This window comes from Nocardioides alcanivorans, assembly GCF_021555175.1.
In the GTDB taxonomy this organism is placed as follows: Bacteria; Actinomycetota; Actinomycetes; order Propionibacteriales; family Nocardioidaceae; genus Nocardioides; species Nocardioides alcanivorans.
This window is the reverse complement of sequence record NZ_JAKGRW010000056.1, coordinates 19,417-41,622: the sequence shown is the minus strand read 5'-3', so window position 1 is coordinate 41,622 and position 22,206 is coordinate 19,417. Positions and strand designations below refer to the sequence as shown.

Here is a 22,206-nt window from a genome sequence, read left to right as displayed (position 1 = left end):
GCGCACCCTGCTCGCCGCGCTCACGCTGCTGCTCTTCGCCGCCGCCACCCGGGGATCGCGAAGGCTCGCGCCACGTTTCGGACCCACCCCGGTCTCGTGGTGCTGGTGGGCTGCGGCACGGCGCTCTACCAGGCGACGTACTTCATCGCCGTGCTCTGGGTCGGCGTCAGCGTCGCCACGGTCGTCTCGCTCGGTCTGGCGCCGGTGCTCGCGGCTGCGGCCGACCACCTCCGCGCGGGCAGCCGGCCGGATCGACGCGAGGTGCTGGTGCTGCTCGCAGCCCTCGGCGGGCTGGCACTGATCAGCTCCCAGGCCGGTGGCACTGACGGCCCGCGCCCGGTCGCCGGCCTGCTGCTGGCCGTCCTCGCCGGTGCCGTGTACGCCGCCACGACGGTCCTCGGGCACGGCCTGGCCCAGCGCGTGGAGACAACGGCGCTCACCACCTGCGCAACAGCGGTGTCAGCCGTCGTGTTGGCGCCGTTCCTCGTGATCGCCGGGCTGTCCGGCGACGCGTTGGTGCCTGATTCGAGCGGGTCGTGGGTGCTGCTGGTCTACCTCGGCGTGGCGACGATGGCGTTGGCCTATGCCTTGCTCTATGCGGGACTGCGCACCACGTCGGGGTCGGCAGCCACCGTCGCGACGCTGGTGGAGCCGCTCTCCGCCGCGCTGCTCGCCGCGCTCATCCTCGACGAGGTGTTGACCGCGGCCGCACTGGTCGGTGGGGTCCTCCTCCTCGCCGCAGTCGTGGCGTTGCATCGGCCGGAGGAGCATCCGGCGCCGGTCTGAGCCGAGACGACCTGCACGGCCTAGCAACAACTCGACCGCGCCGAGGTCTCCCGATGCTGATCACGATGGCGCTCGAACTCCCGCCGTGACATCGGCGTGGTGCCGGCGGCAGCACAACGGAGGAGGTAGTCGTCCCACTTCGCCTCGCCGGTGAACTGCCGGACATACCACCGCAGTCGGCCGAGCCCTCGCCGCAGCGCCGTCATCGGTCGCTCCCGACCTTCTCGCGCGACTCCTCCCAGAGACGCAACTCCTCCTTCTCCTCGGCAGTGGCGAAGAAGTCGGCAGGAGCCACGAGCTCGGACTCGACCTTGGGCACCTCGGTGGTCGGCAGCCCTCCAGCCCGGATGCCCTTGATCCAGATCCAGATCGCGTTGAGCACCACGACGATGACCAGCAGCGCGAAGGTCGCCTGGAGGGTGCCGTTGAGAGTGGAGTTGGAGATGATCTGGTCCATCTCCGAGCGGTTGCTCGCGGGCGCGAGCAACTCCCCGGCATCTCGGGCCTCGCGATAGCGAGAGGCCTGACTGAAGTAGCCGATCGCCGGGTTGTCGGAGAAGACCTTCTGCCAGCTCGCGGTCAGGGTGACGACGAGGTCGAACACGAGCCCGATGCCCGGCACCCACGCCCATCGCACCTTGCCGTGCTTGATCAGCAACGTCACGCACAACGTCAGCGCGATCGCGGCGAGCAACTGGTTGGCGATGCCGAAGAGCGGGAAGAGCTGGTTGATGCCACCGAGTGGGTCCGTCACCCCGACGTAGAGCATGTAGCCCCACAGCCCGACGACGATCGCGCTCGCCGACCACGAGGCGGGGATCCAGGAGATGTCGGCGTAGCGCTTCCAGATGTTGCCGATCGAGTCCTGCAGCATGAAACGACCCACCCTGGTGCCGGCGTCGACGGCGGTGAGGATGAAGAGTGCTTCGAACATGATCGCGAAGTGGTACCAGAAGGCGGCCATCCCGCCGTGGAAGGCATCGGTGAACACCTGCGAGATGCCGAAGGCGAGCGTCGGCGCTCCGCCGGTGCGGGAGATCAGAGTGCTCTCCTCCACGCTGGCCGCCGCGGCCTGGAGATCTGCCGGGGTGATCGTGAAGCCCAGCGTGGCCACGAAGTCCGAAGCAGTCGCCGGGTCCACCCCCGTCGCGCTGGCTGGCGCGTTGATCGCGAAGTAGAGGCCGGGGTCGATGACGCTCGCCGCGATCAGCGCGGAGATCGCCACGAACGACTCCATCAGCATGCCGCCATAACCGATCATCATGACCTGCGGCTCCTTCGCCACCATCTTCGGCGTCGTTCCCGAGGAGATCAGCGCGTGGAAGCCGGACAGGGCGCCGCAAGCAATGGTGATGAACACGAACGGGAAGAGCTTGCCAGCGAAGACCGGTCCGTCACCGTCGACCGCGAAGGAGCTCACCGCCTCGTTCTGCAGCGATGGCGCCGCGACCACGAGCCCGATGGCGAGGAGCACGATGACGCCCACCTTCATGAAGGTGGAGAGATAGTCACGCGGGGTCAGCAGCATCCACACCGGCAGGATCGACGCCACGAAGCCGTAGACCACGAGCGCGAGCGTCAGTTGCTCCTTCGACAGGGTGAGCGTGTCGGCCCAACCCCACTCGTCGACGTACCCGCCGCCGATGATGGCGAGCAACAACAGCACCACACCGATGGCGGTGACCTCCATGACCCGGCCCGGCCGCAGGACCCTCAGGTAGAAGCCCATGAACAGCGCGATGGGGATGGTCAGCCCGATCGAGAACACACCCCACGGCGACTCGGCCAGGGCGTTGACCACGACGAGTGCGAGCACTGCCAAGATGATGATCATGATCGCGAAGACCGCGATCAGAGCGGCGATCCCGCCGACCAGCCCGATCTCCTCGCGCACCATCTGGCCCAGACTCTTGCCGTCACGGCGCATCGAGAAGAACAGCACGATCATGTCCTGGACGGCGCCGGCGAAGATGACGCCGACGATGATCCAGATCGTGCCGGGCAGGTAACCCATCTGCGCAGCGAGCACCGGGCCCACCAACGGTCCGGCTCCCGCGATCGCAGCGAAGTGGTGACCGAACAGCACGTGCCGATCGGTCACGTCGAAGTCGTGGCCATTCTCCAGGCGTTCAGCCGGGGTCGCTCGATCCTTGTCGACCTTCAGCACCCGGTAGGCGATGAAGCGGGCGTAGAAGCGATAGGCAATGGCGTACGACGACAGCGCGGCGAAGAGGATCCACAGCGCCGAGACCTCCTCACCTCGAGAGAGCGCAAGCACCACCCAGCAGACGGCGCCGACGACGGCGATCGCCGCCCACACGGCGATCGACAGCGGAGTGGGACGTTTCGACTTGGGGCGTGGCGCGGACGGTGTCGACGTGGTGGTGGGCATGTCGCCTCCTCGAGCGGCTGGCTCGTCACGATCTGTGGGTCGCATCACTGATCGTGGCCCTCTCGGCCAGTCCCCGCAAGGGTGCCGCGTTCAGCCACGCGCCTGGGCGCCGGCGATCACCTCCCCGTGCGCTCACGGCCCTCGTGCCTCGTCGGCGCATCCGTCGCTGAGCAGGGTCAGGAACGCTCGCTGCACCGGCGCACCGTCGTGGCGCATGTCGGGGTTGTGACAGTGGCTCCCTCCCTGGGCACTCACTCCCGACCAGCGCGCATCACACTCCCGCGACCGTCACCTGATCCGCGGGTACGGCGATCTGTGCCCAGACATCGTCGAGCGAGAGCCCCAGTGCCTGAGCAAGGGCGGCGATGGTCGAGAACGCCGGGGTGGCCACGCGGCCGGTCTCGATCTTGCGCAGCGTCTCCGGCGACACTCCGGCGACGAGGGCGACCTCAAGCATCGAACGTTCCCCGCGAGCAAGCCTCAGCAGCGCGCCCAAGCGTTTCCCGCGTTCGATCTCCTCTGGGGTGAGTGGCAGTCTGACCATGCTCCTATTCTAGTACCGGTATTTTTTGACCGGTATAGTTATAGTCATGATTGAAATCCTCACCCCCGCTCAACTCGACCGCGCACGTGGCACCGGACGCCTGGTCGGCGACATCCTCCACAGCCTGAAGCACCGCGCGAACGTGGGCACGAACCTGCTCGACATGGACCGATGGGCGAAGGAGATGATCCTCGACGCCGGTGCCGAGTCCTGCTATGTCGACTACGCCCCGTCGTTCGGCCGCGGCCCCTTCGGCCACTACATCTGCACCGCCGTCAACGACGCCGTGCTGCACGGCATGCCGCACGACTACCGGCTCGCCGACGGTGATCTCCTCACCCTCGACCTCGCGGTGAAGCTACGGGGTGTGGCTGCCGACGCCGCGATCAGCTTCGTCGTCGGCCATCGGCGTGATCCCGCCGATGAGCGGATGATCGCGACCACTCAGCAGGCGCTGACGGCCGGAGTCGCGGCAGCCCGCCCGGGCGCGCGGATCGGCGACCTCTCCCACGCCATCGGCGACGTGCTCTCCGAAGCGGGCTATCCGATCAATCTCGAATTCGGCGGCCACGGAATCGGCACCACCATGCATCAGGACCCGCACGTCGCGAACACCGGCCGCCCCGGCCGCGGCTACAGGCTCCGCCCCGGCCTCCTGCTCGCCCTCGAACCATGGGTCATGGCTGACACCGACCAGCTCATCACCGACGCGGACGGCTGGACCCTGCGCAGTGCCACTGGGGCCCGGACCGCGCACAGCGAACACACGATCGCGATCACCGACGGCGGGGCGGAGATCCTGACGTTGCCCAGCGAGCACATCGCGTAGGTGCACGAGCGCGTCCAGCCCGGTCGAACCTTGCGTTCTGCACCCCGGCGGCGGCAAGGATCAGCTGACCGGCGACGAACCCGGGGCCCCGGCGGCAAAGAACACCATGGCCGAGCCGAGGTCGGCGTCGGGCCGTCATACAGACCGAGCCAGCGTGGCCCGCGGCGCGCCACTCAGGGAGCCTCGGACTCCCAACGGAGCAGATCGCCGGGCTGGCACTCCAGCACCTCGCACAGAGCCTCGAGCGTGGTGAACCGGACGGCCTTGGCCCGGCCGTTCTTGAGCACGGCGAGGTTGGCGGGCGTGATGCCGACGCGTTCCGCGAGTTCGCCGACAGCCATCTTGCGGCGCGCCAGCAGGACGTCGATGTCGACGACGATCGGCATCAGATCACCTCGTCGAGCTCGGACTGCAGCTGCTTGGCCTCGGAGTCCAATGCCACCGCCTGAGCCAGGAGCGCACGCAGGACATAGACCACCAGCGCGACGCCCGCAGCGACGAGGGCCGCTCCGCAGATCAGACCCACGACACCCGGTGCTACCTCGTCACCCGGTGCCGCACGGTTGGCGAACCGAGCAACCACCGCGACCGCGAAGATGAGCCCGGCGCCGACACCGATCGAGGCGATCACGATGTCGACATAGCGGAACGAGGCGTGGGAGAAGACAGTGCCACGGCGTACGAAGGTCAGCAGCCGCCAGATGCAGACCGCGATCACCTGGAGACACAGCACGCCCAGGACGCCGATCGCCACCACGGCGACGCGGAAGCCGATCGGAGCGTCGTCGAGATCGAGCCACACCAACGGCATCATCACGACCTGCACGAACAAGGATCCGATCAGTGCGAGTGCGATGACGACTCGCAACGCAAGAACCGCGCGTCCACCCATGACCGCTTCCTTCGTCATGCCTTGATGCAACGATGAACGATTGAAATCTATCGTTAAGCGATAGACTCGGCAAGGCGCAGCGGTGCTCGAGGGGGCGATCCACCGCAGGCTGCGACGGCGTACCGTTGCTGGCGGCCTAGGCTTGCGCAGTGGACAACCGACGAGCACGGGCAACGCTGGCCGACGAGCTGCTGGGGCTGGCGGGGCAGTCCTATGGCGCACCCCGAGCCGGGTTCGACAGCAGCCCGGACCCAGCCGTCCCCGCCAGCGCTGCCGCCGACAACCTGCTGGCCAAGGCATACGACGGATTGCTCACCGGAGACCGGGACCGCACCGATCGCTTCGTTGACCGCGCAGTCGCACTCCCCTACGACGATCACATCTCGGCGATGCCGGCGGCGATGGCATCGAGCATGGCGCTCTTCAACCGAGTGATCGACGAGCTGGAGGACAGCCACGTCGACGACGCCACTTGGCTCGACGCCGCCCTCGAGGTGCTGGAGGGAGCTGACGGCTGGGGGAAGAGCGAGTTGCGGATGACGCTGACCCACATCGATGACGAGTGCGAGACCAGGGCGCAGGAGCGGCGCCGCATCCGTGCGGCCGTCGCTGGTGTTCCGATCAGGGCGTCGATCGCCGACCACGACCTGTCGACGACCGAACTCACCCAAGCCGTGCACTCCGTGCTCCGCACCTTGCACCAGTACGACGCCGCCCTCGCCCGGCACAGGACCTGAGGCGGCCCGCCAACTGTCGGACCGGCGTACGGCTGAGGTGTTGCTCGGGCGGGGGACTGTGTCACCCAATTGCATGCTTGGTGTGCGTGGCTACGGCATGCAGGAACCCAATTCCCCGCCCGGGCGGGGAATCTTGACCGCTACCGGGGCCGCTGGGACGGCGGGGGTCAGGCGTCGAAGACCACCCGGCGGTTCTGGGTGCCGCGGGCGACGAAGGTGCCGTCGGCAGACCAGAGCGTGGCCGACTCGGCACAGAAGCCGTCGGCCCACCACTCGGTGGTGCTCTCGGCGTAGTGCCAGCCCCCGGGAGCGGAGGTGACGGGGGCTCGGTGCAGGGAGAAGTCGACGGTGGGCACGAACGCCGGTGCGGCATCGGCGAAGAACGGGCCGGGCGGCACGATGTCGAGGAGGACGGCGGCCCGACCAGTCGGGTCCAGCTCGGTCACGGCCGGGGATGCGTCGTCCAAGCGCACCCACACCCGTGTCGACGGTTGGCCGTTCACCCTCGTGTGCTCGACGAGGCGGATCTCGGTCAGCGCCGAGTAGGCCATGGGTGGATAGGGCGGGACGAAGGGGGACAGGCTCTCGGGCGTCGGCAACGACCTCAGGTCACGCCGCGGCAGGCACGACGGCTCACCGGCACGCACCATCTTGACCGAGGCACTGGCCCGCCGGTGCCCCTGACGGACGGCCGTCGCCACTCGCGCCGTACGTCGTCCCGCATGCAGGACCTCGGCGGTCACCTCCGCGGCACCCAGGTCCACGGCTGCGGAGAACTCCGCGTGGAGGGAGGCCGGGACCAGACCGGCCAGGTATTCGTCGGCGTTCGGCGCACGTGTGACCGCAGCAGCGAGCTCGGCGACGACACGGCCGCCGAAGACTCCGGTGAAGCCACCCCACTCCTCACGGAAGGTCATCGCGGCGCCCGCAGCAGCACCGACTCGGCAAGGTCGGCGACCGTGGGCTCCCCGGTGCGCCACCAACGCCCGGCCATCGGATCGATGATCTCCTCGCCCGGCTCCCGGTCGCTCAGGGAGGCCAGCCGCCACCGCGACTGCGAGCTCTCCCACCGGTTCGACGAGAGGTCGGTGACCGACACGCTCGTGATGCCCTCGCCCGTCACGATCAGCGCCTCGGGCGCAAGGAACTCCGCCGGTCCACCGAACCAGGCGAAGACGGTGCACCCGCGCTCGGTGCGCATGTCGGTGCGCAGGAAACCGGCCGGCACGTGCACGATGCTGCCCGATTCGTGTCGCAGCCCCTCGAGGTCCAGACTCCCTCGAGCACCACGAACTCCTCGGCGTGCGCATAACCACCGGGGCTCGCGCGCACGAAGCCTGCCGGGAAGCGACCGAGGATCGTGAAGGCCGAGCCAGCGGAGGCCAGGGGCACCAGGTCCAGCGGCAGGTTCGCGCCCGGCATCGGCACCGGCCGCCACGGAACGTCGCCTCGCAGGTCGATCGATTCAGGTCGCGACATCACTCCATCACTCCCTTCCGCGCGGCCCGCTCGTGCAGGGCCAAGGTCTTGCGGGCTCGGCGCAGCACGGCCTCATCGACCAGACGACCGGAGGAGTCCAGCACCACACCGCTTCCTTCCGCTTCCGCTGCGGCCAGGAGCGCGATCGCCTCACGGGCTCGTGCCACCTCGGCGGAGGTCGGGGTGAAGACCTCGTGCGTGAGCGGCACCTGCATCGGGTGGATGCAACAGCGTCCGACGAAACCCTGGCGGCGCGCTCGTCGCGTCGACTCGCGGAACGCCGCCGCGTCGCGGGTGATCACCGAGACCGGCGCCGGCGGTGGGTGGATCCCTGCTCGCTGCGCTGGCCAACACCACCATGGCACGCATCCACGCCAGCTCGGCGTCGTCTGCGCCGGGTTCCAGACCTGCGTCGCCGGCCAGGTCCACCTCCCCGATCTGCAGTCGGTGCACTCGGGGAGCGGTCGCGACCATCTGCGCCGCCAACACGCCGGCTGCCGACTCCAGCAGCGGCATCAGCACCGTGTCCGTGTCGCCCAACGACGCCAGCAGGTCCGCAACCTCGGTGACCTCGGCAGCGGACTCCGTCTTCGCCAGTGCCAGTCCGCGCAGTGCGGGGAGCCCGGCCAGTGCCGTCACCTCTCCCACGCGCCGCTCACCGGGGTTGAGCCGTACCCAGAGCTCCACGTCACCGTCGGCCGGCAGCTCACGCAACCAGCCGACCACGGCCGCCAGCGCGGCATCCTTCTCCGCCAGCGGGACGGCGTCCTCGAGATCAAGGATCAGCGCGTCGGCGCCACTGCGCAGGGCCTTGCCGACCAAGGCATGGGCATTGCCCGGGACATAGAGATAGGTCCGCGGCAGCTGAGCGACCTCGACCGTCATCCGACGACCGTGTCGCCCTTGATCAACGACTTCGCGACGACGGTGCGCAGGATGTCGTTGGTGCCTTCACCGATCGACATGAGGATGGAGTCGCGATAGAGCCGCTCCACCTCGAACTCGGTGGAGTAACCGTAGCCACCGTGCACCTTCATCGAGTCGATGGCGGCCTGGAGCGCCACCTCGGAGCAGAAGATCTTCGCCATGCCGGTGGCGCCGTCGGCGCGGCCGGAACGCACCGCATCAGCCGCCCAGTAGGCCATCAGCCGCGCTGCCTGCACCTGGGTGCCGAGCTCACCGAGCTTGAGCTGGATCGCCTGGAAGTCGGAGATCGGCTGGCCGAACGCCTTGCGCTGCTGGGCATAGGACAACGCCTCCTCGTGGGCGCGCTGCGCGATGCCCACCGAACGGGCCGCGATGTTGACCCGGCCCCACTCCAGCGCTGAGAGCACCTGCTGCATGCCCTTGCCCTCGACGCCACCGACCAGCTGCGACACCGGCACCCGCACGTTGTCGAGCAGGATCTCGCACGACTCGGTGCCCTTGTAACCGAGCTTCGGGATGTCCTTGGTGACCTCGAAGCCGGGGGTGCCCGCCTCGATCAGCAGCACACTCATGCCCTTGTGGGCAGGCGATGCGGTCGGGTCGGTCTTCACCAGCACCGGCAGCGGGTCGGCGTAGCGGGCGTTGGTGATCCACATCTTCGCGCCGTTGACGACGTAGTGGTCCTCGTTGGTCGAGCCTGTCGAGACCAACCGAGCGGTGGTGCGGATGCCCTGCAGGTCGGTGCCGGCGTCCGGCTCGGTGAGACCGATGCCCGTACGCCGCTTGCCGGTCGCCAGGTCAGGCAGATACTTCTGCTTCTGCTCCTCGGTGCCGTGCATCGCGATCAGCCGGCAGGCAAGCGAATGCGAGCCGAGGATGCCTGCAACGCCCATCCAGCCGCGGGCGATCTCCTCGAAGACCAAGGCGAACGACACCGGGTCCAGGTCGAGGCCGCCGTACTCCTCCGGCACGGTGATGCCGAAGAGGCCCATGTCGGCCATGCCCTTGACGATCTCGGTCGGGTAGCGGCCGGCCTGTTCCCACTCCCGGGCGACCGGGACGATCTCGTTGTCCACGAACTGACGCAGCAGTGCCTTGAACTCGCGCTGGTCCTCGTCGAGCTGGAAATCCATCAGTTCTCCCCATCGTCGGTGGCCCCTGCGGGCCGGTAGTACGGAAGCGCCCGTCCGTCGGGCAGGTCGCGCCAGGCAACGGCGACCGGGTCGCCGATCTGCCACCCGTCGCCCGGCACAGCCGGCTCGAGCCGGCTCAGCACGATCGGCCCCTCGGCCAGCCGAACCCGGGCAACCACGTACGGCGTCACAAGTTCTGGCCTCGGCGCGCGGTGCACGAGGGTGAAGCTGTCGATGGTGCCGGTGCCCGCAGCCGCGATCTGCTCCAGGTGCTCCATCGAGCCGCAGCCCGTGCACACTGCCCGCGGTGGGTGCTGCACCCGGCCGCACGACGTGCACGACTGCGCCGTCAGCAGGTGCTCACGCGTCGCCTCCCAGTAGTCGGCGCTGTTCTCGTCGGCCGGCGGCACCTCGCCCGGGATCCACTCGGTCTGGAGCTCGCTCATCGGTCAACCCCCAGGACGACGGTCGCATGCGTGGACAGGATTCCTCCGGTGCCGTGGGCAACGGCGATCTCGGCGTCGGCGACCTGCCGCGCGCCGCACTCGCCGCGTAGTTGTCGAACGGCCTCGACGAGCAGCAGCACGCCGTACTGACCGGGGTGGCAGTAGGAGAGCCCACCACCGGAGGTGTTGAAGGGCAGCGAGCCGCCGGGCCGGATCCGACCGCCCTGGATGAAGTCGAGCGCCTCGCCCTCACCGCACAGGCCGAGCGCCTCGACGCTCAACGCGGCGGTGATGGTGAAGGAGTCATAGACCTCGACGACGTCGATGTCGGCAGGGGTGATGCCCGCACGGGCGTAGGCGTCCTGCGCCGCTCCCCGCGCTCCCGGCACCGCGAGGTCGTCGACGGCGGTGAAGGAGGTGTTGGTGGTGCGCTCGCCGTACCCGAGCACCTCGACGGGCGTCCTGGCCAGGTCGCGCGCCCGCTCCAACGAGGTCACGACGACCGCGCCGCCGCCGTCGGTGACCAGGCAGCAGTCGGCGGCGGACAGGGGCGACGAGATCATCGGTGACTCGACGACATCGGCCACCGACAACGACCCCTTGCCGTGGCGGAAGGCCGCCGGGTTGAGCAGGGCCCATTCGCGGGCGGCGATCGCGATCTCCGCGAGCTGTTCGCGGGTGCCGCCGTATCGGTGCAGGTAGGACTGCGCCGCCATCGCGTAGTAGGAGAGCGGATAGAGCACGTCGTAGGGCTCTTCGAACTGCGCCTCGGGGATCCACGGTTCGTGGACGCCGCCCATCTTGCGCGACCTGGCAGAGCGCTGGTTGGAGGCGAAGGAGATGACCACGACGCTCGCCTGCCCAGCCTGGATCGCCTGGGTGGCGCGGGCCAGGTAGAGCTCGAAGGCGCTGCCACCGGCAAAGGTCGAGTCGGTCCACGTGGGTACGACGCCGAGGTAGTCGGCCAGTTGGGTGGCGGAGAAGCGCGAGATGCCGTTGGTGGCGATGCCGTCGACATCGGCCAGGGTGAGGCCGGCGTCGGCGAGAGCCCGCGTCACTGCTTGCGATTGCAACGTGAGGATCGACTTGTCGGTCACCCCGAGGTCGCACTCGGCTGCGCCGACGATGGCGACGCTGGTGCTCACGAGGTGGCCCCCGGTCCGTCGGCGGTACCGAGGAGTACGACGGCACGCCCGGCTCCGGCTGCCAGACGGCCCGCGCTTCCGTCCGCCGCCACGACCACGACCCGCAGCTCCGCGGTGAGCCGGTCGTCTCCGACCTCGGTCACCGAACCCTCGCAGCGCACGGTCTCGCCGGCGAAGACGAGGTTCTTGAAGGTGAAGGCGAGCTCGCGCACGAACGACTGCGGTCCGAGCCAGTCCTGCAGCTGCTCGACGAGCAGTGCACCGAAGACCTGGCCGTCGACCATCGGCGCCGGCAGCTTCGCGGCGGCGACGAACTCGGGATCGTAGTGCGAGCGGTACCAGTCCCACGTGGCACCGGCGTAGGCGACCATGTCGGTGAGGCTGATGGTGCGTTCCAGCGGCGGGACGACGTCACCGACTGCGATTGCGGCGTGGTCGATGCTCATGCCTTGCCTCCCTCGCTCTTCTGCTCCAGTCCGACGAAGATGATCGTCTCGGTGTTCTCCGCGAGCGGCTCGCCCTCGGCCGTGGCGTAGCGGGCGGTGGAGGTGATGATCACCATCTCGTGGCCGCGGCCGTTGACCTTGCCGACGACGTCATCGATCGACCAGGTGGCGACGATCATGTCGTCGGGGCGGACCCGGCGGTGGAAGACATAGGAGTTGCCCCCACGCACCTGCCGGGTGCCCGGCAGGTCGAGCCCCCAGGTGTGACCGGCATAGCCGTCGCGGTCGATCGGCAGGTCGGCGTACTGGTTGGTCTCGCAGATCAGTGTCGGCGGCCAGGTGACACCCCGCAGGCCCTGCTCCTTCGCGAAGCCGGCATCGGAGTAGAGCGGGTTGTCGTCCCCGATGGCCAGGCCGAAGTAGCGACCGGCTGCGGCACCCGCCGGGTCCGGAGCGGTGTAGGTCACCGTGCGGCCCTTGAGCGCCAGCACCTCCTCGGTCAGGAGCGAGTTGCTCATCAGCCCTCCTCTGAGGCGGACGCAGCCTCACCCGCAGGGTAGAGCGCGGTCGGGAAGACCTCGAGCTTGAACTCGTCGCGCAGCAGGCTGTGGCACAGTGCGCCGGTCGAGGCGGGCCACGGCGGTCCGAGCAACTGCTCACGTACGTCGGCCACGGCCCGATAGTCGCCCACGGCCGACTCGACGCAGTACTCGGTCGTCTCGAGCAGGTCGGCTGGTCCGAGTCCTGCGTGCTCGAGCAGGTGCAGGATGGCGCCGTACGTCGTCTCGGCCTGCTTGCCGATGTCGTCGGCGTGCATCGCCTGCTGGGTCTCCATGTCGAGGGCCGCGAAGCCCGACATGAAGAGCGTCCGCCCGGCCTTCACCCCCGGCGCATAGGTGAGCGTGTCGTAGCGCGACCAGCCCGGGTTCACGAGCTCGAGCGGGTGCCGCGACGCGGTGACGTCGATCGCGACCAGCTGACCCGGCGCGTGCAACCGCGACATCAAGATGCCGCCGGCACCCGGATAGACCCCACCCTCGTTGTTGCCGAGCAGCTCCTTGCGCACCTTGTGGGTGCCGCGATAGACGGAGCGCACCTCGGGCAGTGAGTAGTCGTAGGTGGTGACCGCATGACCGAGGCTGAGCCCGACCTTCTCCAGCATCACACCGGCCTGCTCGAGGCAGTAGCGGTACTGCGACACGAAGTCACCGGGGAAGACGACCTCACCGTTCGCGTCGATCGGAACCGAAGTGGGGAGGTAGACGGTCTCGTCCTGGCCCTCGGTCACGGCGGATCGCTGCCAGGTGCCGGCGTCGCGCGCCTCGCTGGCCGCGCGCAACTGCCGGCCACCGCCCTTGACCGTGTGGAGCTCGACCTCGAGCCACGCGGCCCTGCGGACCAGCCGCTCGACCACGACGGTTCGCACGGTGGGCCGATCCCCCAGCAGTTCCCGCCGCACGCCGGCGGCGGTCTCGTAGTGCGGCAGGCCCGCGATGGTGACGTTCTCGCTGACCCGCGTGACGTCTTCGGGACCGAAGCCTGCCGCGGCGAGGATCGCCAGACACTTCTCGTAGGCGATCCGCGCCTGCTGCTCCATGGTGCCCTCGACGGTCATCTTGCCGATGTCCGGATCGTGACGGGCCGAGGTGTGACCGGAGGTCCAGGCGGTGTCACCCTCGGTCAGCCCCAGGCAGAAGGTGAACCCCTCGTAGGGGAACCACGGGAACTCGGTGGGCGTGATCGCTTGCAGGGTCACAGGGAATCCATCCTTCAGTGCGGAGCCAGGGAGTCGAGGACCGCCAGCAGGGCGGTCAGGTCAGGTTGGTCGTCGAGCACGGCGAGCGCCGCGAAGAGCGGGGTGGCGTCGATACCGGCCAGGCCGGTGGCCTTCTCGATGAGCAGGGCGTCGGTGAGCGGGTTGTCGGGGCCGCCGGCGCTGCGGTCGACGTGACCGGTGACGGTCGTGCCGTCGGCCAACTCGATGCGTACGTCGCCCGGTGCGTCGGCAGCCACGCCGTCAGGCACGGTGATCTCGACGACGACGCGGCCAGCCAGGTCGGCGACCTCGGGTCGGCGGATCGAGACCTCCTCGAACGTGTCGAGGCCGACGGACCCGTCGACGAGCAGTGCAGCCACGCTCCACGGCAGCGAGAACTTCGCGGCGTAGTCGCTGGCCGGGCGGGTGAGGTCACGGGTCGCGTCGCAGACCACGGCAGCTGAGTCGGGATGCACCTGCGCGGTGAGCCGCACGACCTCGGTGACCTCGAACGGGCGCCGGGCACGGGCGTCGCGCACTGCGTCCAGCGTGGCGTGCGAGAGCTGGCAGGCCGGGTAGGGCTTGATGCCGATGCGCGTGGTCTCCCAACGCACTCCGAGGTCGGCCACGATGGAGGCCGGGTCGGCGGGGCCGTCGACCAACGTGTCGTAGAGGCCGTGCGGGCCGTCGAAGACCGTCTCCGGGCCGGTCGCTCCGGCTGCCGCCAGCCGCGCGGCGAGGATGCCGGACTGCGACGCGAAGCCAGGATGGAGCTGCTTGGTGGAGGCGCCGGTGGCGAGGAAGGCGAGCAGGCCACCGGCCTGGCTCCCGGCGATGCCGAGCGCGTTGGTGGTCTGGGCCAGGTCCATTCCGAGGAGTCGCGCGGTGACGGCAGCCGACGAGAAGACCCCGGCAGCCATCGTGGAGTGCAGTCCGCGGGCGTGGAAGCCGTTGGGTGCGGCGGCCGCGACCCGACAGGCGACCTCGTAGCCGACGACCGCGGCCTCCAGCACGTCGGCACCCGTCGCCCGCACCTGCTCACCGACGGCGAGCGCGGCGGGGAGAACGACGGCGGTGGCGTGGATCAGGCCACCGGCGTGGGTGTCGTCGAAGTCGAGCGCATGCACGAGCGAGCCGTTGGCCAGACCGGCTGCCGGTGCCGACACCTTGTCCGGTTGCCCCCAGATCGTGGCCTCGGGTGGTCCGCCCAGATCTGTGGCGACCGGCACGGCAGCAGGGACCTGGCCGGTCCGCAAGGCGCCGAGTGCGGTGCCCAGGCCGTCGAAGAGGTGGCGCTGCGCGGCACGCCGCACCTCGACGGGGATGTCTCCCGTCGAGACGACCCAACGCGCCAACGCCGGTGCGATCATCGCGCCGCCGCCTCTTGCTCGGGTGTCGGATGGCCGTGCGGCGGCCGGCCGGCACCGAAGGCACCGTCAGCAGCGAGTGCAGCGACCTTCGCGTCGTCGTAGCCGGCCACGTCGCGCAGCACCTGCTCGAAGTGCTCGTTGCGCAGCGGCGCCCGGCGATACTCGGGCCGCTCATCGCCCACCCGTACCGGGGAGGCGACCTGCTTGACCGTGCCGTAGCGCGGATGCTCCGTCTCGACGATGAGGTCCCGGGCAACGGTGTGCTCCTCGCGCAGGGCAGCGGGCACGTCGTTGATGGGGCCGCACGGGATGCGGGCCGGATAGAACTCACCCAGCCACTCGTCGACGGTGCGGGTGCGGAAGATCTCCTCGAGCTTGTCGGTGAGCTCGGCCTGGTTCTGCTGGCGCAACGAGAAGTTGGCGTAGGGCGAGCCCTCCTCGGCCCATTCGGGGTGACCGACGGCCTCGGCCAACCGGGTCCAGAACTTCTCCTTGGCGCAACCCACGACGAACCAGCCGTCCTTGGCCTCGAATGCCTGGAACGGCACCAACGACGGGTGTGCGGAGTGCCGGGTACGTGCCGGGGTGTAGCCGGCGTTGAGGTGCCACGTCGCCGGATAGGTCAGCATCGCCATCGCGGTGTCGTAGAGGCTGACGTCGCAGTCCATGCCGATGCCGTCGCGGCGCGCGGCGTGGAGCCCTGCCAGCAGGGCGATCGCGGCGACGTACCCGCCGGAGAAGTCGACGAGCGACAGACCCGACTTGGTCGGTGGTCCGTCAGGTTCGCCGGTGAGGTCCATCCAGCCCGCAAGTCCTTGCAGGATGTAGTCGTAGCCGGGTTCGTTCTTGCGTGGCCCGGTCATGCCGAAACCGGTCAGCGAGCAGCAGACGATGGCCGGGTTGAGATGCTTGAGCTGGTCGTAGGTGATGCCGATCTTCTCGGGCACGTCGCCACGCAGGTTGGAATAGACCGCATCGGCGTTCTTCACCAGCTCCTCGAAGACCTCGCGGCCGGCGGGAGTGGTGAGGTCGAGGGAGATCGACTGCTTGTTGCGGTTGAAGGTCTCGAAGAAGAGCGAGTCCTCCTCCTCGAAGTAGGGCGGAACGTAGCGACCGACGTCGCCGCCGACGCGTGGGTCCTCGATCTTGATGATCTCGGCGCCGAGATCGGCGAGGTGCACGCTGCCGAAGGGACCGGCGCCGTACTGCTCGAGGGAGATGATCCGGACGTCCTGCAGCGGCTTCATGCCACGTCCTCCTTGATGTCGGCGATCATCGCGATGATCTGCTCCTGCGCGAGACGGGTCTCGCTCGCGGCGATGCCGTGGGTGGGTGGGCTGAGCTTCACCGAGTCGGCGAGCCCGCGGTAGTCGGTGATCTTCTCGGCGACGTGGTCGCGGTCGCCGGTCATGGTGAGCGCGTCGACCATGCGGTCGGTGACGACGTCGGCAAGGTGGTCAGCACCCGTTCCGGCGCGGAAGGCGTCGATGACCTGCTGCTGGTCGTCGGCGAGGTCGTGGAAGGCGAAGAAGTCGGCATAGGTGCGCACGCTGGCGTAGAAGCCGACCAGGCCGGCCACCCGGCGACGGGCGGCGTGCGGGTCGGAGTCCACCGAACAGCAAGCGGAGACGACGACATCGAGGTCGGCCCGCTTGCGCTCGGCCGACTCCAGGCCGGTCATCAGCTCGGGCAGGATCTGCGCTTCGAGATAGGACGGCGAGCACAGCTCGTGACTGATCCACCCGTCGGCGATGCGCCCGGAGAGTCGGGTCATCGCCGGGCCCATCGCCGCGAGATAGATCGGGATGTCGGTGCGGACCGGCTCGAAGGGGCGCTCGTAGCCGCGGATCCGCATCGGCTCCCACTCGCCGTCGAGGGCGATCTCCTCACCCGAGGCGCAACTCGCCCAGAAGTGCCGCAGGTTGCGCACCACCTCACGGAGGTGACCGACCGGCTTTCCCCAGCTGGCGTTGTGCCAGTCCTCGTTGAGCCGCTTCACCCCGGTGCCCAGGCCGAGCACGAACCGGCCGCCCGACAGCTCATCGAGATCGAGTGCCTCGAGCGCGGTGACCATCGGGCTGCGGGTGAAGGCGAGCGCGATCGCCGTACCCACCTTGGCTTCGGTGGTGGCGGCGGCGAGAGCAGCCGCGGTGATCGTTGCGCTGCGGTGCAGTTCGGAGACCCAGAGCACCTCGGCGCCGGCCGCCTCGGCGCGACGACCGGCATCGACGAGCTCGGCCAGGGTCTCGCCCCAGGGCTGGTAGGTGATCTTCATCGGAGCGACTCGCTCTCGAGAGTCAGCGCCACCTTGCCCTCGGGGAAGATCCCCTCGACCTGGTCGGCGCCGCGCTTGTAGACGTAGAACATTCGCTTGAAGGAGCAGACCTCGTCGCCGTCCTGGTTGAGGCCACGGGTGCGGACGGTGACGATGCCGGCGTGCGGGCGGCTGCCGGACTCGCGCTTCTCGAGCACGAGCGACTCACTGAAGATCGTGTCGCCGGCAAAGACCGGGTGGGTCATCTTGATGTCGTCCCAGCCCAGGTTGGCGAAGGCGTTCTGGGTGAGGTCGGTGACGCTCTGGCCGACGCAGATCGCCACCGTCAGGGTGGAGACCACCAGCGGCTTCTCGAACTCCGACCTGGCCGCATAGACGGAGTTGAAGTGCATCTGGTTGGTGTTCATCGTGAGCAGCGTGAAGGAGATGTTGTCCTGCTCGGTGACCGTGCGGCCCAGTGGGTGCTGATAGACGTCACCCACCTCGAAGTCCTCGAAGAATCGCCCCGTCCAGCCAGTCTTCGTGGCCATGTCCCACCTCTTAGGAGTCGTCGAACCGATCAGCGCTTGATGCGCGACACGATGTTAGGACCATAAAAGTCTGACATATGAAGTGTCAAGCGCAGTATCGAGAGAATTTCATGCCATTGAGACCCATATGTCGATCGTATATCCTGACCCGAGGAGGGCATGCCACAGGGCGGTGACCCGATTCGGGCACCGCTCGCTCGTCCGACTGCGTGGGTGGATCCGACTCAGTCGGAGTAGGCCCCGCGAAGGCCGAAGAGGTGACGCTGCATGGCCTCCGCCGCCGCATCGCCGTCACCGCCCTCGATCGCCGCGAGGATGTCCTCGTGGTCGTGGTCCACGTCGCCCCAGAAGTTGTCGGGCACGTCGGGAGACAGGAACTTGTTCTGCAGCACGCGATAGACGGGTTCGGTGACCATGGCGAGGAGCGGGTTGCCCGACGCCTCGACGATCACCTGGTGGAAGGTGCGGTGCTCGGTGAACCGTCCGGCACGGCCCCGGCTGGCCTTCTCCCGCGCGACAGCCTCACGCAGTTGCTCGAGATGGGACTCACCCCGCCGGGTCGCCGCCAGACGAGCCGCCGGCACCTCGAGCACCTCGCGGGTCTCGAGCATCTGCGCGACCGTGACGTCGTCGCTGCCCGAGAGCAACCCGATGCTCGTCTCGAGGTAGTCGCTCACCTTGTCGATGCGCACCTGGCTGACGAAGGTGCCCCCGGTGGTGCCCCGCGTGGTGTGGATCAGGTCGCGGGAGGCCAGCACCCGCAGTGCCTCCCGCACCGTGCTGCGGCTGACTCCGAAGGTCCCTGCGAGGTCCGTCTCCGGCGGCAGTCGGTCCCCCGACGAGAGCGACCCGCTGAGGATCAGCTCCCGGAGTTGGTCCGCCACCTGCTGGTAGGCCGGACGCACCTTGCTGACTGTCAGGCCTCCGGGACGCGACGAGCGGCGTACCGAAACTCCTTCACCGCTCATCTGTTCCCCCTGTCTGGGCACCCATCATGCCCTGAACATAGTCGTCCCTGATCTGCCGCTTCAGAATCTTGCCACCCGCATTGCGCGGGAGGCTGTCCACCACGTACCACTCCCGCGGCACCTTGTAACGTGCCATCGCCGCACGGACGTGCTCCTCGACGGACCGGGTCTCCAGCATGCGTCCCGTGCGCGGCACGACGAAGGCGGCGATCCGCTCGCCGTAGGTCTCGTCCGGAACCCCCACGATCGCAATCTCGTCGACATCGACGTGCTGCGCGGCGACCTCCTCGATCTCCCGCGGGAAGATGTTCACACCGCCGGCGATGATCATGTCCTTCTTGCGATCCACGATCGAGATGAACCCCTCGTCGTCACAGACCGCCACGTCACCGACGGTGATGAAGCCCTCGGCGTTGGTCGCCGCGCGGGTCGCCTCCGGGTCGTCGAGATAACCCTTCATGAGCATCGGCGAGCGGGCGAAGAGCTCCCCGGCACACCGGGTGCGACCTCCTGGCCCGCATCGTCGAGGAGCTTCACCTCGTTCATGAACCACGGGTGACCCACGCTCCCGGCCTTGCGGAGCGAGTCCTCGGGGCGCAGGTCGGTCACGACCGAGCACTCCGTGGAGCCGTACAGCTCGTGCACGCCGACCCCCGGGAAGGCCTCGTGCACCCACTTCTTGAGTTCCACGGGCAGCGCCGCTGCGTTGAAGTAGAGGGTCTGCAGTGCCGAGAGGTCGTACGCCGACGCCGGGCTCTCGCAGATCCGACGGATCTGCTGCGCGTGGGTGGGGACCAGGAACACCGTGCTGGTCCGGGAACGCTCCAACATGCGGAGGAACTGCTCGGGGTCCCAGCTCCTGAGGACCTCCGTGGTACCGCCGAACTGTGGGCCGGCGTATCCGAATGCGAAGCCGGCTCCGTGGTACATCGGTGCCACCGCCATGGTGTTGCGCGTCGGCCCGAGTCCGTATTCGAGAGCCGTGGCGTAACCAGTGAGCGTGCGGCCGGTGTGGGTGAGCAGCACTCCCTTCGGACGACCGGTGGTGCCGGACGTGTAGGTGATGCAGAAGATGTCCTCGCCGCCGATGTCCTCCTTGGCGTCCGTGGCCCGGCCCTGCGCCACGAAGGTGTCGTAGTCGCGACCCACGTCGCCGCCGCCGTCGAACGCGAGCACCAGGTCGAGCTCGTCGAGAACGAGCTCCGCCCCAGCTGCCAGTGCGGGGTCCAGCAACAGCGTGCGAGACCGGGAGTGGCGGATGATGAAGGCGTTGTCCTCGGCGGAGTTCCGGGAGTTGAGCGGCACCATCGCCACCCCGATCTTCGCGAGTGCCGTGGCGATCTCGAAGTACTCGAGTCGGTTGGCGGAGAGCACCGCGACCCGATCACCCTTCCGGACTCCTTGGGCGAGCAATGCCGTCGCCAGACGGTTGGAGCGGTCGTCCAGGCCGGCGAAGGTGAGCTGTCGATCTCCGTCGACGACCGCCACCCTGCGCGGGGACGCCCTGGCGAACTCGCGGATCCCGCTCGCCATGTTGAGTTTGGTTCCCACGACTCAGTCCACCTCGACTCTTGAGTTCATCAACATCACCACTGTCGCTTCGAGGACCGGGTCCCCCTGGCCATCGACGACCTGCCAGCCGAACTCCTGGATCCAGCGCCCGGCGCTCACCTGCTTCGCGTGCCCCGGCCGGATCCGCACCGATATCCGCGCACCGGCTCGGACCATGGCCATGAAGCGGACGCTGCGGATCTCGACCATCGCCACCGCGTCATCGAGGAGCCCCGACTGCTCCACCAGTCCGCCGGCCAGGAGCAGCACCGCCTGCCCCGGCAGGGGCGGGCCTGCCGGGTCCGAGGTGTCGGAGCGAGCGTGGAACAAGGGATGTGTGTAGCCCCCGGTCTCGATGAGGTCGGCGACCAGGCCGGGAGTGAGGTCCGAGGATCCGGTCTCAACCGAGGTGACTGACATCGGCCCTCCCCAGTGCGGACGCCGCTTCTCGACGTAGGCCAAGTAGCCTTCGGCAGCATCGGGCGAGCCCGTCAGGTGGCGCGCGAACAGTTCCCGCTCGTGACGCAGGCCTTCGGCGAGCGACAGGTTCGCCGCTGCTCCAACAGCCCACTTGGTCACCGCGATGGCCGGCCGCGACCGCCCGCGGAGGCTGGCAAGGAGGCGTTCGACCTCGTCGTCGAGGACGTCGCGTGGCACCGAGGAGAGAGCAAGCCCCCATTCGACCATCGTCGGGCCGTCGAGCCACATCGACGTGAGCATCAGAGCCTTTGCCCGCTGGTCACCGAGCTTGCGAGCCGCTCGTTGGCTGGCGCCGGCCCCCGGTGGCACGCCGAACTCCAGATGGATGTCGCCCACGCGTGCGTCAGCGGCGACCACCACGAGGTCACAGGCCAGGAGGATCTCGAAGCCGCCGGCGCGGGCCAGACCGTTCACCCGGGCGATCACCGGCACGGACAGTCGCTCGATCCGTTGCAGGAGCGCGTGCAGGCGATCGATGAACGGCAGGAAGACCCCCTCTGGATCACCGAAGCAGGCGCCCAGATAGGTGATGTCGATGCCGACGCAGAAGGCTTGGTCACCGGCACCGGTGATCACCACGGCCCGTAGGTCGTCGTCCGCCTCTGCTGCGTCGAGGGCTGTCTCCAGTCCGTCGACCGCTTCCGGCGTCAGGCTGTTCATGGTGTCGGCGCCGTCGAGCAGGATGTGCATGACCTGCTCCTCGACGCGGTGGCGCGTGACCGTCATCGCGCCACCTCCTCGACGAAGTCGACCAGATGTCGCGCATACTCCTCGGGCGCACGCAGGTGGGGCTGCCCGTGCAGGCCGGGCAGCGAGACGAGCCGCGCAGCAGGCGCCGTCTCCAGCGCCGCGGCGTCCTTGTCGGCCAACAGGTCGAACTCGGCATCGAGCAGGAGCACCGGGCTCGTGATGGCTGCCAGCGCCGGCGCCGGATCGTGCCGGAAGGCCGCGTTGTAGCCCCAGTTGTACCGATCGACGACCGACATGACGTCGACCACGGCCAGCTGAAGCATCGCCGGGGTCAGCCCGGGCCAGATCCGGTTGTAACGCTCCACGGCCCAGTCGAACTGGCTGCCGGCAAGGTCGACCTGCGGTTGCGGCGCCCAGCTGGCCAACTTCTCGGCTCGTTCGTCGGGCGTGTAGAGCGCCACCCCGGAGAGCACCGCTCCACGGACCTGGTCGGCATGCAGCCGCGCCACCTCGACCGCGATCGAGGCGCCCGTGTGCACGCCACCCACGATCAGGTCGTCCGGGTCGGCGTACAGCGCCCGGATCGCGCCGGACAGGACGTCGGCGTAGTCGGGAATCTCGAAGCCGTTGGTCGGCGGCGGGTCCGAAGCGCCGTACCCCGGGGTGTCGAAGGCGACGGCGCGGCAGTGCGGAGCCAGAAGCGGAAGCACTTCCTCGAAGACCTTCGAGGAGAGCGGCGACTCGTGGAACAGGACGACGAGCGGACCGTGCTCACCTGCTGCCCGGTAGTGCACCTGTCCCCAGGTGGAATCGACATAACCCCTGCGCAT

27 protein-coding genes are annotated in these 22,206 nt (G+C 68.7%); 3 read left to right on the top strand and 24 right to left on the bottom strand.

Annotated elements, in window-relative coordinates; all coding sequences use genetic code 11:
- Nucleotides 1–96: 96 nt before the first annotated feature.
- The gene (locus tag L1066_RS23815) at nucleotides 97–786 is read left to right on the top strand and encodes a DMT family transporter (RefSeq protein WP_235738835.1); all 690 of its coding nucleotides are present in this window, start codon (nucleotides 97–99) and stop codon (nucleotides 784–786) included.
- Between the two features lie 20 nt (nucleotides 787–806).
- Here the strand turns inward: L1066_RS23815 and L1066_RS29005 are convergent, their stop codons facing one another.
- From L1066_RS29005 to L1066_RS23805, 3 genes are all read right to left on the bottom strand, one after another.
- A complete protein-coding gene (locus L1066_RS29005; RefSeq protein ID WP_376707730.1) occupies nucleotides 807–992 on the bottom strand; it encodes a YbdD/YjiX family protein in 186 nt (61 codons plus the stop codon).
- Nucleotides 989–3,178, bottom strand: a complete 2,190-nt coding sequence (locus tag L1066_RS23810; protein ID WP_235738834.1) for a carbon starvation CstA family protein — start codon at nucleotides 3,176–3,178, stop codon at nucleotides 989–991. Before L1066_RS23810 ends, L1066_RS29005 begins: the two co-directional genes overlap by 4 nt.
- Before the next feature lie 271 nt (nucleotides 3,179–3,449).
- A complete protein-coding gene (locus L1066_RS23805; RefSeq protein ID WP_235738833.1) occupies nucleotides 3,450–3,722 on the bottom strand; it encodes a helix-turn-helix transcriptional regulator in 273 nt (90 codons plus the stop codon).
- Nucleotides 3,723–3,768: 46 nt separating this feature from the next.
- Here L1066_RS23805 and map point away from each other — a divergent pair, with 46 nt between their 5' ends.
- On the top strand, nucleotides 3,769–4,551 hold the full coding sequence (gene map, locus L1066_RS23800) for a type I methionyl aminopeptidase (RefSeq protein ID WP_235738832.1): 783 nt from the start codon (nucleotides 3,769–3,771) through the stop codon (nucleotides 4,549–4,551).
- A 173-nt stretch (nucleotides 4,552–4,724) separates the two neighbouring features.
- On the opposite strand, the gene L1066_RS23795 is transcribed toward map, so the two are convergent.
- Together L1066_RS23795 and L1066_RS23790 are read right to left on the bottom strand one after the other, a co-directional pair.
- Complete coding sequence (locus L1066_RS23795; RefSeq protein WP_235738831.1) at nucleotides 4,725–4,937, bottom strand: helix-turn-helix domain-containing protein; 213 nt, start codon at nucleotides 4,935–4,937, stop codon at nucleotides 4,725–4,727.
- On the bottom strand, nucleotides 4,937–5,461 hold the full coding sequence (locus L1066_RS23790; protein ID WP_235738830.1) for a DUF2975 domain-containing protein: 525 nt from the start codon (nucleotides 5,459–5,461) through the stop codon (nucleotides 4,937–4,939). Before L1066_RS23790 ends, L1066_RS23795 begins: the two co-directional genes overlap by 1 nt.
- Before the next feature lie 131 nt (nucleotides 5,462–5,592).
- Between L1066_RS23790 and L1066_RS23785 the strand changes: the two genes are divergently transcribed.
- Entirely contained in the window at nucleotides 5,593–6,180 is a 588-nt protein-coding gene (locus tag L1066_RS23785; RefSeq protein WP_235738829.1) for a hypothetical protein, read from the top strand.
- Between the two features lie 167 nt (nucleotides 6,181–6,347).
- On the opposite strand, the gene L1066_RS23780 is transcribed toward L1066_RS23785, so the two are convergent.
- From L1066_RS23780 to L1066_RS23690, 19 genes are all read right to left on the bottom strand, one after another.
- On the bottom strand, nucleotides 6,348–7,097 hold the full coding sequence (locus L1066_RS23780; RefSeq protein WP_235738828.1) for a thioesterase family protein: 750 nt from the start codon (nucleotides 7,095–7,097) through the stop codon (nucleotides 6,348–6,350).
- Nucleotides 7,094–7,408 (bottom strand): hypothetical protein, encoded by a 315-nt coding sequence (locus L1066_RS23775; protein WP_235738827.1) that lies wholly within the window; start codon nucleotides 7,406–7,408, stop codon nucleotides 7,094–7,096. The genes L1066_RS23780 and L1066_RS23775 overlap by 4 nt, the downstream gene beginning before the upstream one ends.
- Before the next feature lie 250 nt (nucleotides 7,409–7,658).
- The gene (locus L1066_RS23770; protein WP_235738826.1) at nucleotides 7,659–7,826 is read right to left on the bottom strand and encodes a hypothetical protein; all 168 of its coding nucleotides are present in this window, start codon (nucleotides 7,824–7,826) and stop codon (nucleotides 7,659–7,661) included.
- On the bottom strand, nucleotides 7,810–8,544 hold the full coding sequence (locus tag L1066_RS23765; RefSeq protein WP_235738825.1) for an HpcH/HpaI aldolase/citrate lyase family protein: 735 nt from the start codon (nucleotides 8,542–8,544) through the stop codon (nucleotides 7,810–7,812). Before L1066_RS23765 ends, L1066_RS23770 begins: the two co-directional genes overlap by 17 nt.
- Entirely contained in the window at nucleotides 8,541–9,719 is a 1,179-nt protein-coding gene (locus L1066_RS23760) for an acyl-CoA dehydrogenase family protein (RefSeq protein ID WP_235738824.1), read from the bottom strand. Before L1066_RS23760 ends, L1066_RS23765 begins: the two co-directional genes overlap by 4 nt.
- On the bottom strand, nucleotides 9,719–10,165 hold the full coding sequence (locus L1066_RS23755; protein WP_235738800.1) for a Zn-ribbon domain-containing OB-fold protein: 447 nt from the start codon (nucleotides 10,163–10,165) through the stop codon (nucleotides 9,719–9,721). Before L1066_RS23755 ends, L1066_RS23760 begins: the two co-directional genes overlap by 1 nt.
- Entirely contained in the window at nucleotides 10,162–11,310 is a 1,149-nt protein-coding gene (locus L1066_RS23750; protein WP_235738799.1) for an acetyl-CoA acetyltransferase, read from the bottom strand. The genes L1066_RS23755 and L1066_RS23750 overlap by 4 nt, the downstream gene beginning before the upstream one ends.
- Nucleotides 11,307–11,756: a MaoC family dehydratase gene (locus tag L1066_RS23745; protein WP_235738798.1), complete on the bottom strand. Its 450-nt coding sequence runs from the start codon at nucleotides 11,754–11,756 to the stop codon at nucleotides 11,307–11,309. The genes L1066_RS23750 and L1066_RS23745 overlap by 4 nt, the downstream gene beginning before the upstream one ends.
- Nucleotides 11,753–12,274: an FAS1-like dehydratase domain-containing protein gene (locus L1066_RS23740; protein ID WP_235738797.1), complete on the bottom strand. Its 522-nt coding sequence runs from the start codon at nucleotides 12,272–12,274 to the stop codon at nucleotides 11,753–11,755. Before L1066_RS23740 ends, L1066_RS23745 begins: the two co-directional genes overlap by 4 nt.
- A complete protein-coding gene (locus L1066_RS23735; RefSeq protein ID WP_235738796.1) occupies nucleotides 12,274–13,512 on the bottom strand; it encodes a RidA family protein in 1,239 nt (412 codons plus the stop codon). Before L1066_RS23735 ends, L1066_RS23740 begins: the two co-directional genes overlap by 1 nt.
- 14 nt (nucleotides 13,513–13,526) lie before the next feature.
- Entirely contained in the window at nucleotides 13,527–14,882 is a 1,356-nt protein-coding gene (locus L1066_RS23730) for an MmgE/PrpD family protein (RefSeq protein WP_235738795.1), read from the bottom strand.
- Nucleotides 14,879–16,129, bottom strand: coding sequence for a CaiB/BaiF CoA transferase family protein (locus L1066_RS23725; RefSeq protein WP_235738823.1), 1,251 nt, complete (start codon nucleotides 16,127–16,129; stop codon nucleotides 14,879–14,881). The genes L1066_RS23730 and L1066_RS23725 overlap by 4 nt, the downstream gene beginning before the upstream one ends.
- On the bottom strand, nucleotides 16,126–17,157 hold the full coding sequence (locus L1066_RS23720; RefSeq protein ID WP_235738822.1) for an LLM class flavin-dependent oxidoreductase: 1,032 nt from the start codon (nucleotides 17,155–17,157) through the stop codon (nucleotides 16,126–16,128). The genes L1066_RS23725 and L1066_RS23720 overlap by 4 nt, the downstream gene beginning before the upstream one ends.
- On the bottom strand, nucleotides 17,154–17,687 hold the full coding sequence (locus L1066_RS23715; protein ID WP_235738821.1) for a MaoC family dehydratase: 534 nt from the start codon (nucleotides 17,685–17,687) through the stop codon (nucleotides 17,154–17,156). Before L1066_RS23715 ends, L1066_RS23720 begins: the two co-directional genes overlap by 4 nt.
- A 224-nt stretch (nucleotides 17,688–17,911) precedes the next feature.
- Complete coding sequence (locus tag L1066_RS23710) at nucleotides 17,912–18,655, bottom strand: FadR/GntR family transcriptional regulator (protein ID WP_235738820.1); 744 nt, start codon at nucleotides 18,653–18,655, stop codon at nucleotides 17,912–17,914.
- Complete coding sequence (locus tag L1066_RS23705; protein ID WP_376707729.1) at nucleotides 18,645–19,115, bottom strand: class I adenylate-forming enzyme family protein; 471 nt, start codon at nucleotides 19,113–19,115, stop codon at nucleotides 18,645–18,647. The genes L1066_RS23710 and L1066_RS23705 overlap by 11 nt, the downstream gene beginning before the upstream one ends.
- A complete protein-coding gene (locus L1066_RS23700; protein WP_376707728.1) occupies nucleotides 19,112–20,206 on the bottom strand; it encodes an AMP-binding protein in 1,095 nt (364 codons plus the stop codon). Before L1066_RS23700 ends, L1066_RS23705 begins: the two co-directional genes overlap by 4 nt.
- A gap of 3 nt (nucleotides 20,207–20,209) precedes the next feature.
- Entirely contained in the window at nucleotides 20,210–21,412 is a 1,203-nt protein-coding gene (locus tag L1066_RS23695; protein ID WP_235738819.1) for an enoyl-CoA hydratase-related protein, read from the bottom strand.
- Complete coding sequence (locus L1066_RS23690) at nucleotides 21,409–22,206, bottom strand: alpha/beta fold hydrolase (protein ID WP_235738818.1); 798 nt, start codon at nucleotides 22,204–22,206, stop codon at nucleotides 21,409–21,411. Before L1066_RS23690 ends, L1066_RS23695 begins: the two co-directional genes overlap by 4 nt.

Coding starts and splice junctions, on each gene's coding strand:
- L1066_RS29005 (WP_376707730.1), bottom strand. CDS start 992: ATGACGGCGCTGCGGCGAGGGCTCGGCCGACTGCGGTGGTATGTCCGG.
- L1066_RS23695 (WP_235738819.1), bottom strand. CDS start 21,412: ATGACGGTCACGCGCCACCGCGTCGAGGAGCAGGTCATGCACATCCTG.
- L1066_RS23690 (WP_235738818.1), bottom strand. CDS start 22,206: ATGCGCAGGGGTTATGTCGATTCCACCTGGGGACAGGTGCACTACCGG.
- L1066_RS23805 (WP_235738833.1), bottom strand. CDS start 3,722: ATGGTCAGACTGCCACTCACCCCAGAGGAGATCGAACGCGGGAAACGC.
- L1066_RS23795 (WP_235738831.1), bottom strand. CDS start 4,937: ATGCCGATCGTCGTCGACATCGACGTCCTGCTGGCGCGCCGCAAGATG.
- L1066_RS23725 (WP_235738823.1), bottom strand. CDS start 16,129: ATGAAGCCGCTGCAGGACGTCCGGATCATCTCCCTCGAGCAGTACGGC.
- L1066_RS23730 (WP_235738795.1), bottom strand. CDS start 14,882: ATGATCGCACCGGCGTTGGCGCGTTGGGTCGTCTCGACGGGAGACATC.
- L1066_RS23790 (WP_235738830.1), bottom strand. CDS start 5,461: ATGACGAAGGAAGCGGTCATGGGTGGACGCGCGGTTCTTGCGTTGCGA.
- L1066_RS23745 (WP_235738798.1), bottom strand. CDS start 11,756: ATGAGCATCGACCACGCCGCAATCGCAGTCGGTGACGTCGTCCCGCCG.
- L1066_RS23705 (WP_376707729.1), bottom strand. CDS start 19,115: ATGAAGGGTTATCTCGACGACCCGGAGGCGACCCGCGCGGCGACCAAC.
- L1066_RS23810 (WP_235738834.1), bottom strand. CDS start 3,178: ATGCCCACCACCACGTCGACACCGTCCGCGCCACGCCCCAAGTCGAAA.
- L1066_RS23780 (WP_235738828.1), bottom strand. CDS start 7,097: ATGACCTTCCGTGAGGAGTGGGGTGGCTTCACCGGAGTCTTCGGCGGC.
- map (WP_235738832.1), top strand. CDS start 3,769: ATGATTGAAATCCTCACCCCCGCTCAACTCGACCGCGCACGTGGCACC.
- L1066_RS23710 (WP_235738820.1), bottom strand. CDS start 18,655: ATGAGCGGTGAAGGAGTTTCGGTACGCCGCTCGTCGCGTCCCGGAGGC.
- L1066_RS23755 (WP_235738800.1), bottom strand. CDS start 10,165: ATGAGCGAGCTCCAGACCGAGTGGATCCCGGGCGAGGTGCCGCCGGCC.
- L1066_RS23760 (WP_235738824.1), bottom strand. CDS start 9,719: ATGGATTTCCAGCTCGACGAGGACCAGCGCGAGTTCAAGGCACTGCTG.
- L1066_RS23715 (WP_235738821.1), bottom strand. CDS start 17,687: ATGGCCACGAAGACTGGCTGGACGGGGCGATTCTTCGAGGACTTCGAG.
- L1066_RS23765 (WP_235738825.1), bottom strand. CDS start 8,544: ATGACGGTCGAGGTCGCTCAGCTGCCGCGGACCTATCTCTATGTCCCG.
- L1066_RS23740 (WP_235738797.1), bottom strand. CDS start 12,274: ATGAGCAACTCGCTCCTGACCGAGGAGGTGCTGGCGCTCAAGGGCCGC.
- L1066_RS23720 (WP_235738822.1), bottom strand. CDS start 17,157: ATGAAGATCACCTACCAGCCCTGGGGCGAGACCCTGGCCGAGCTCGTC.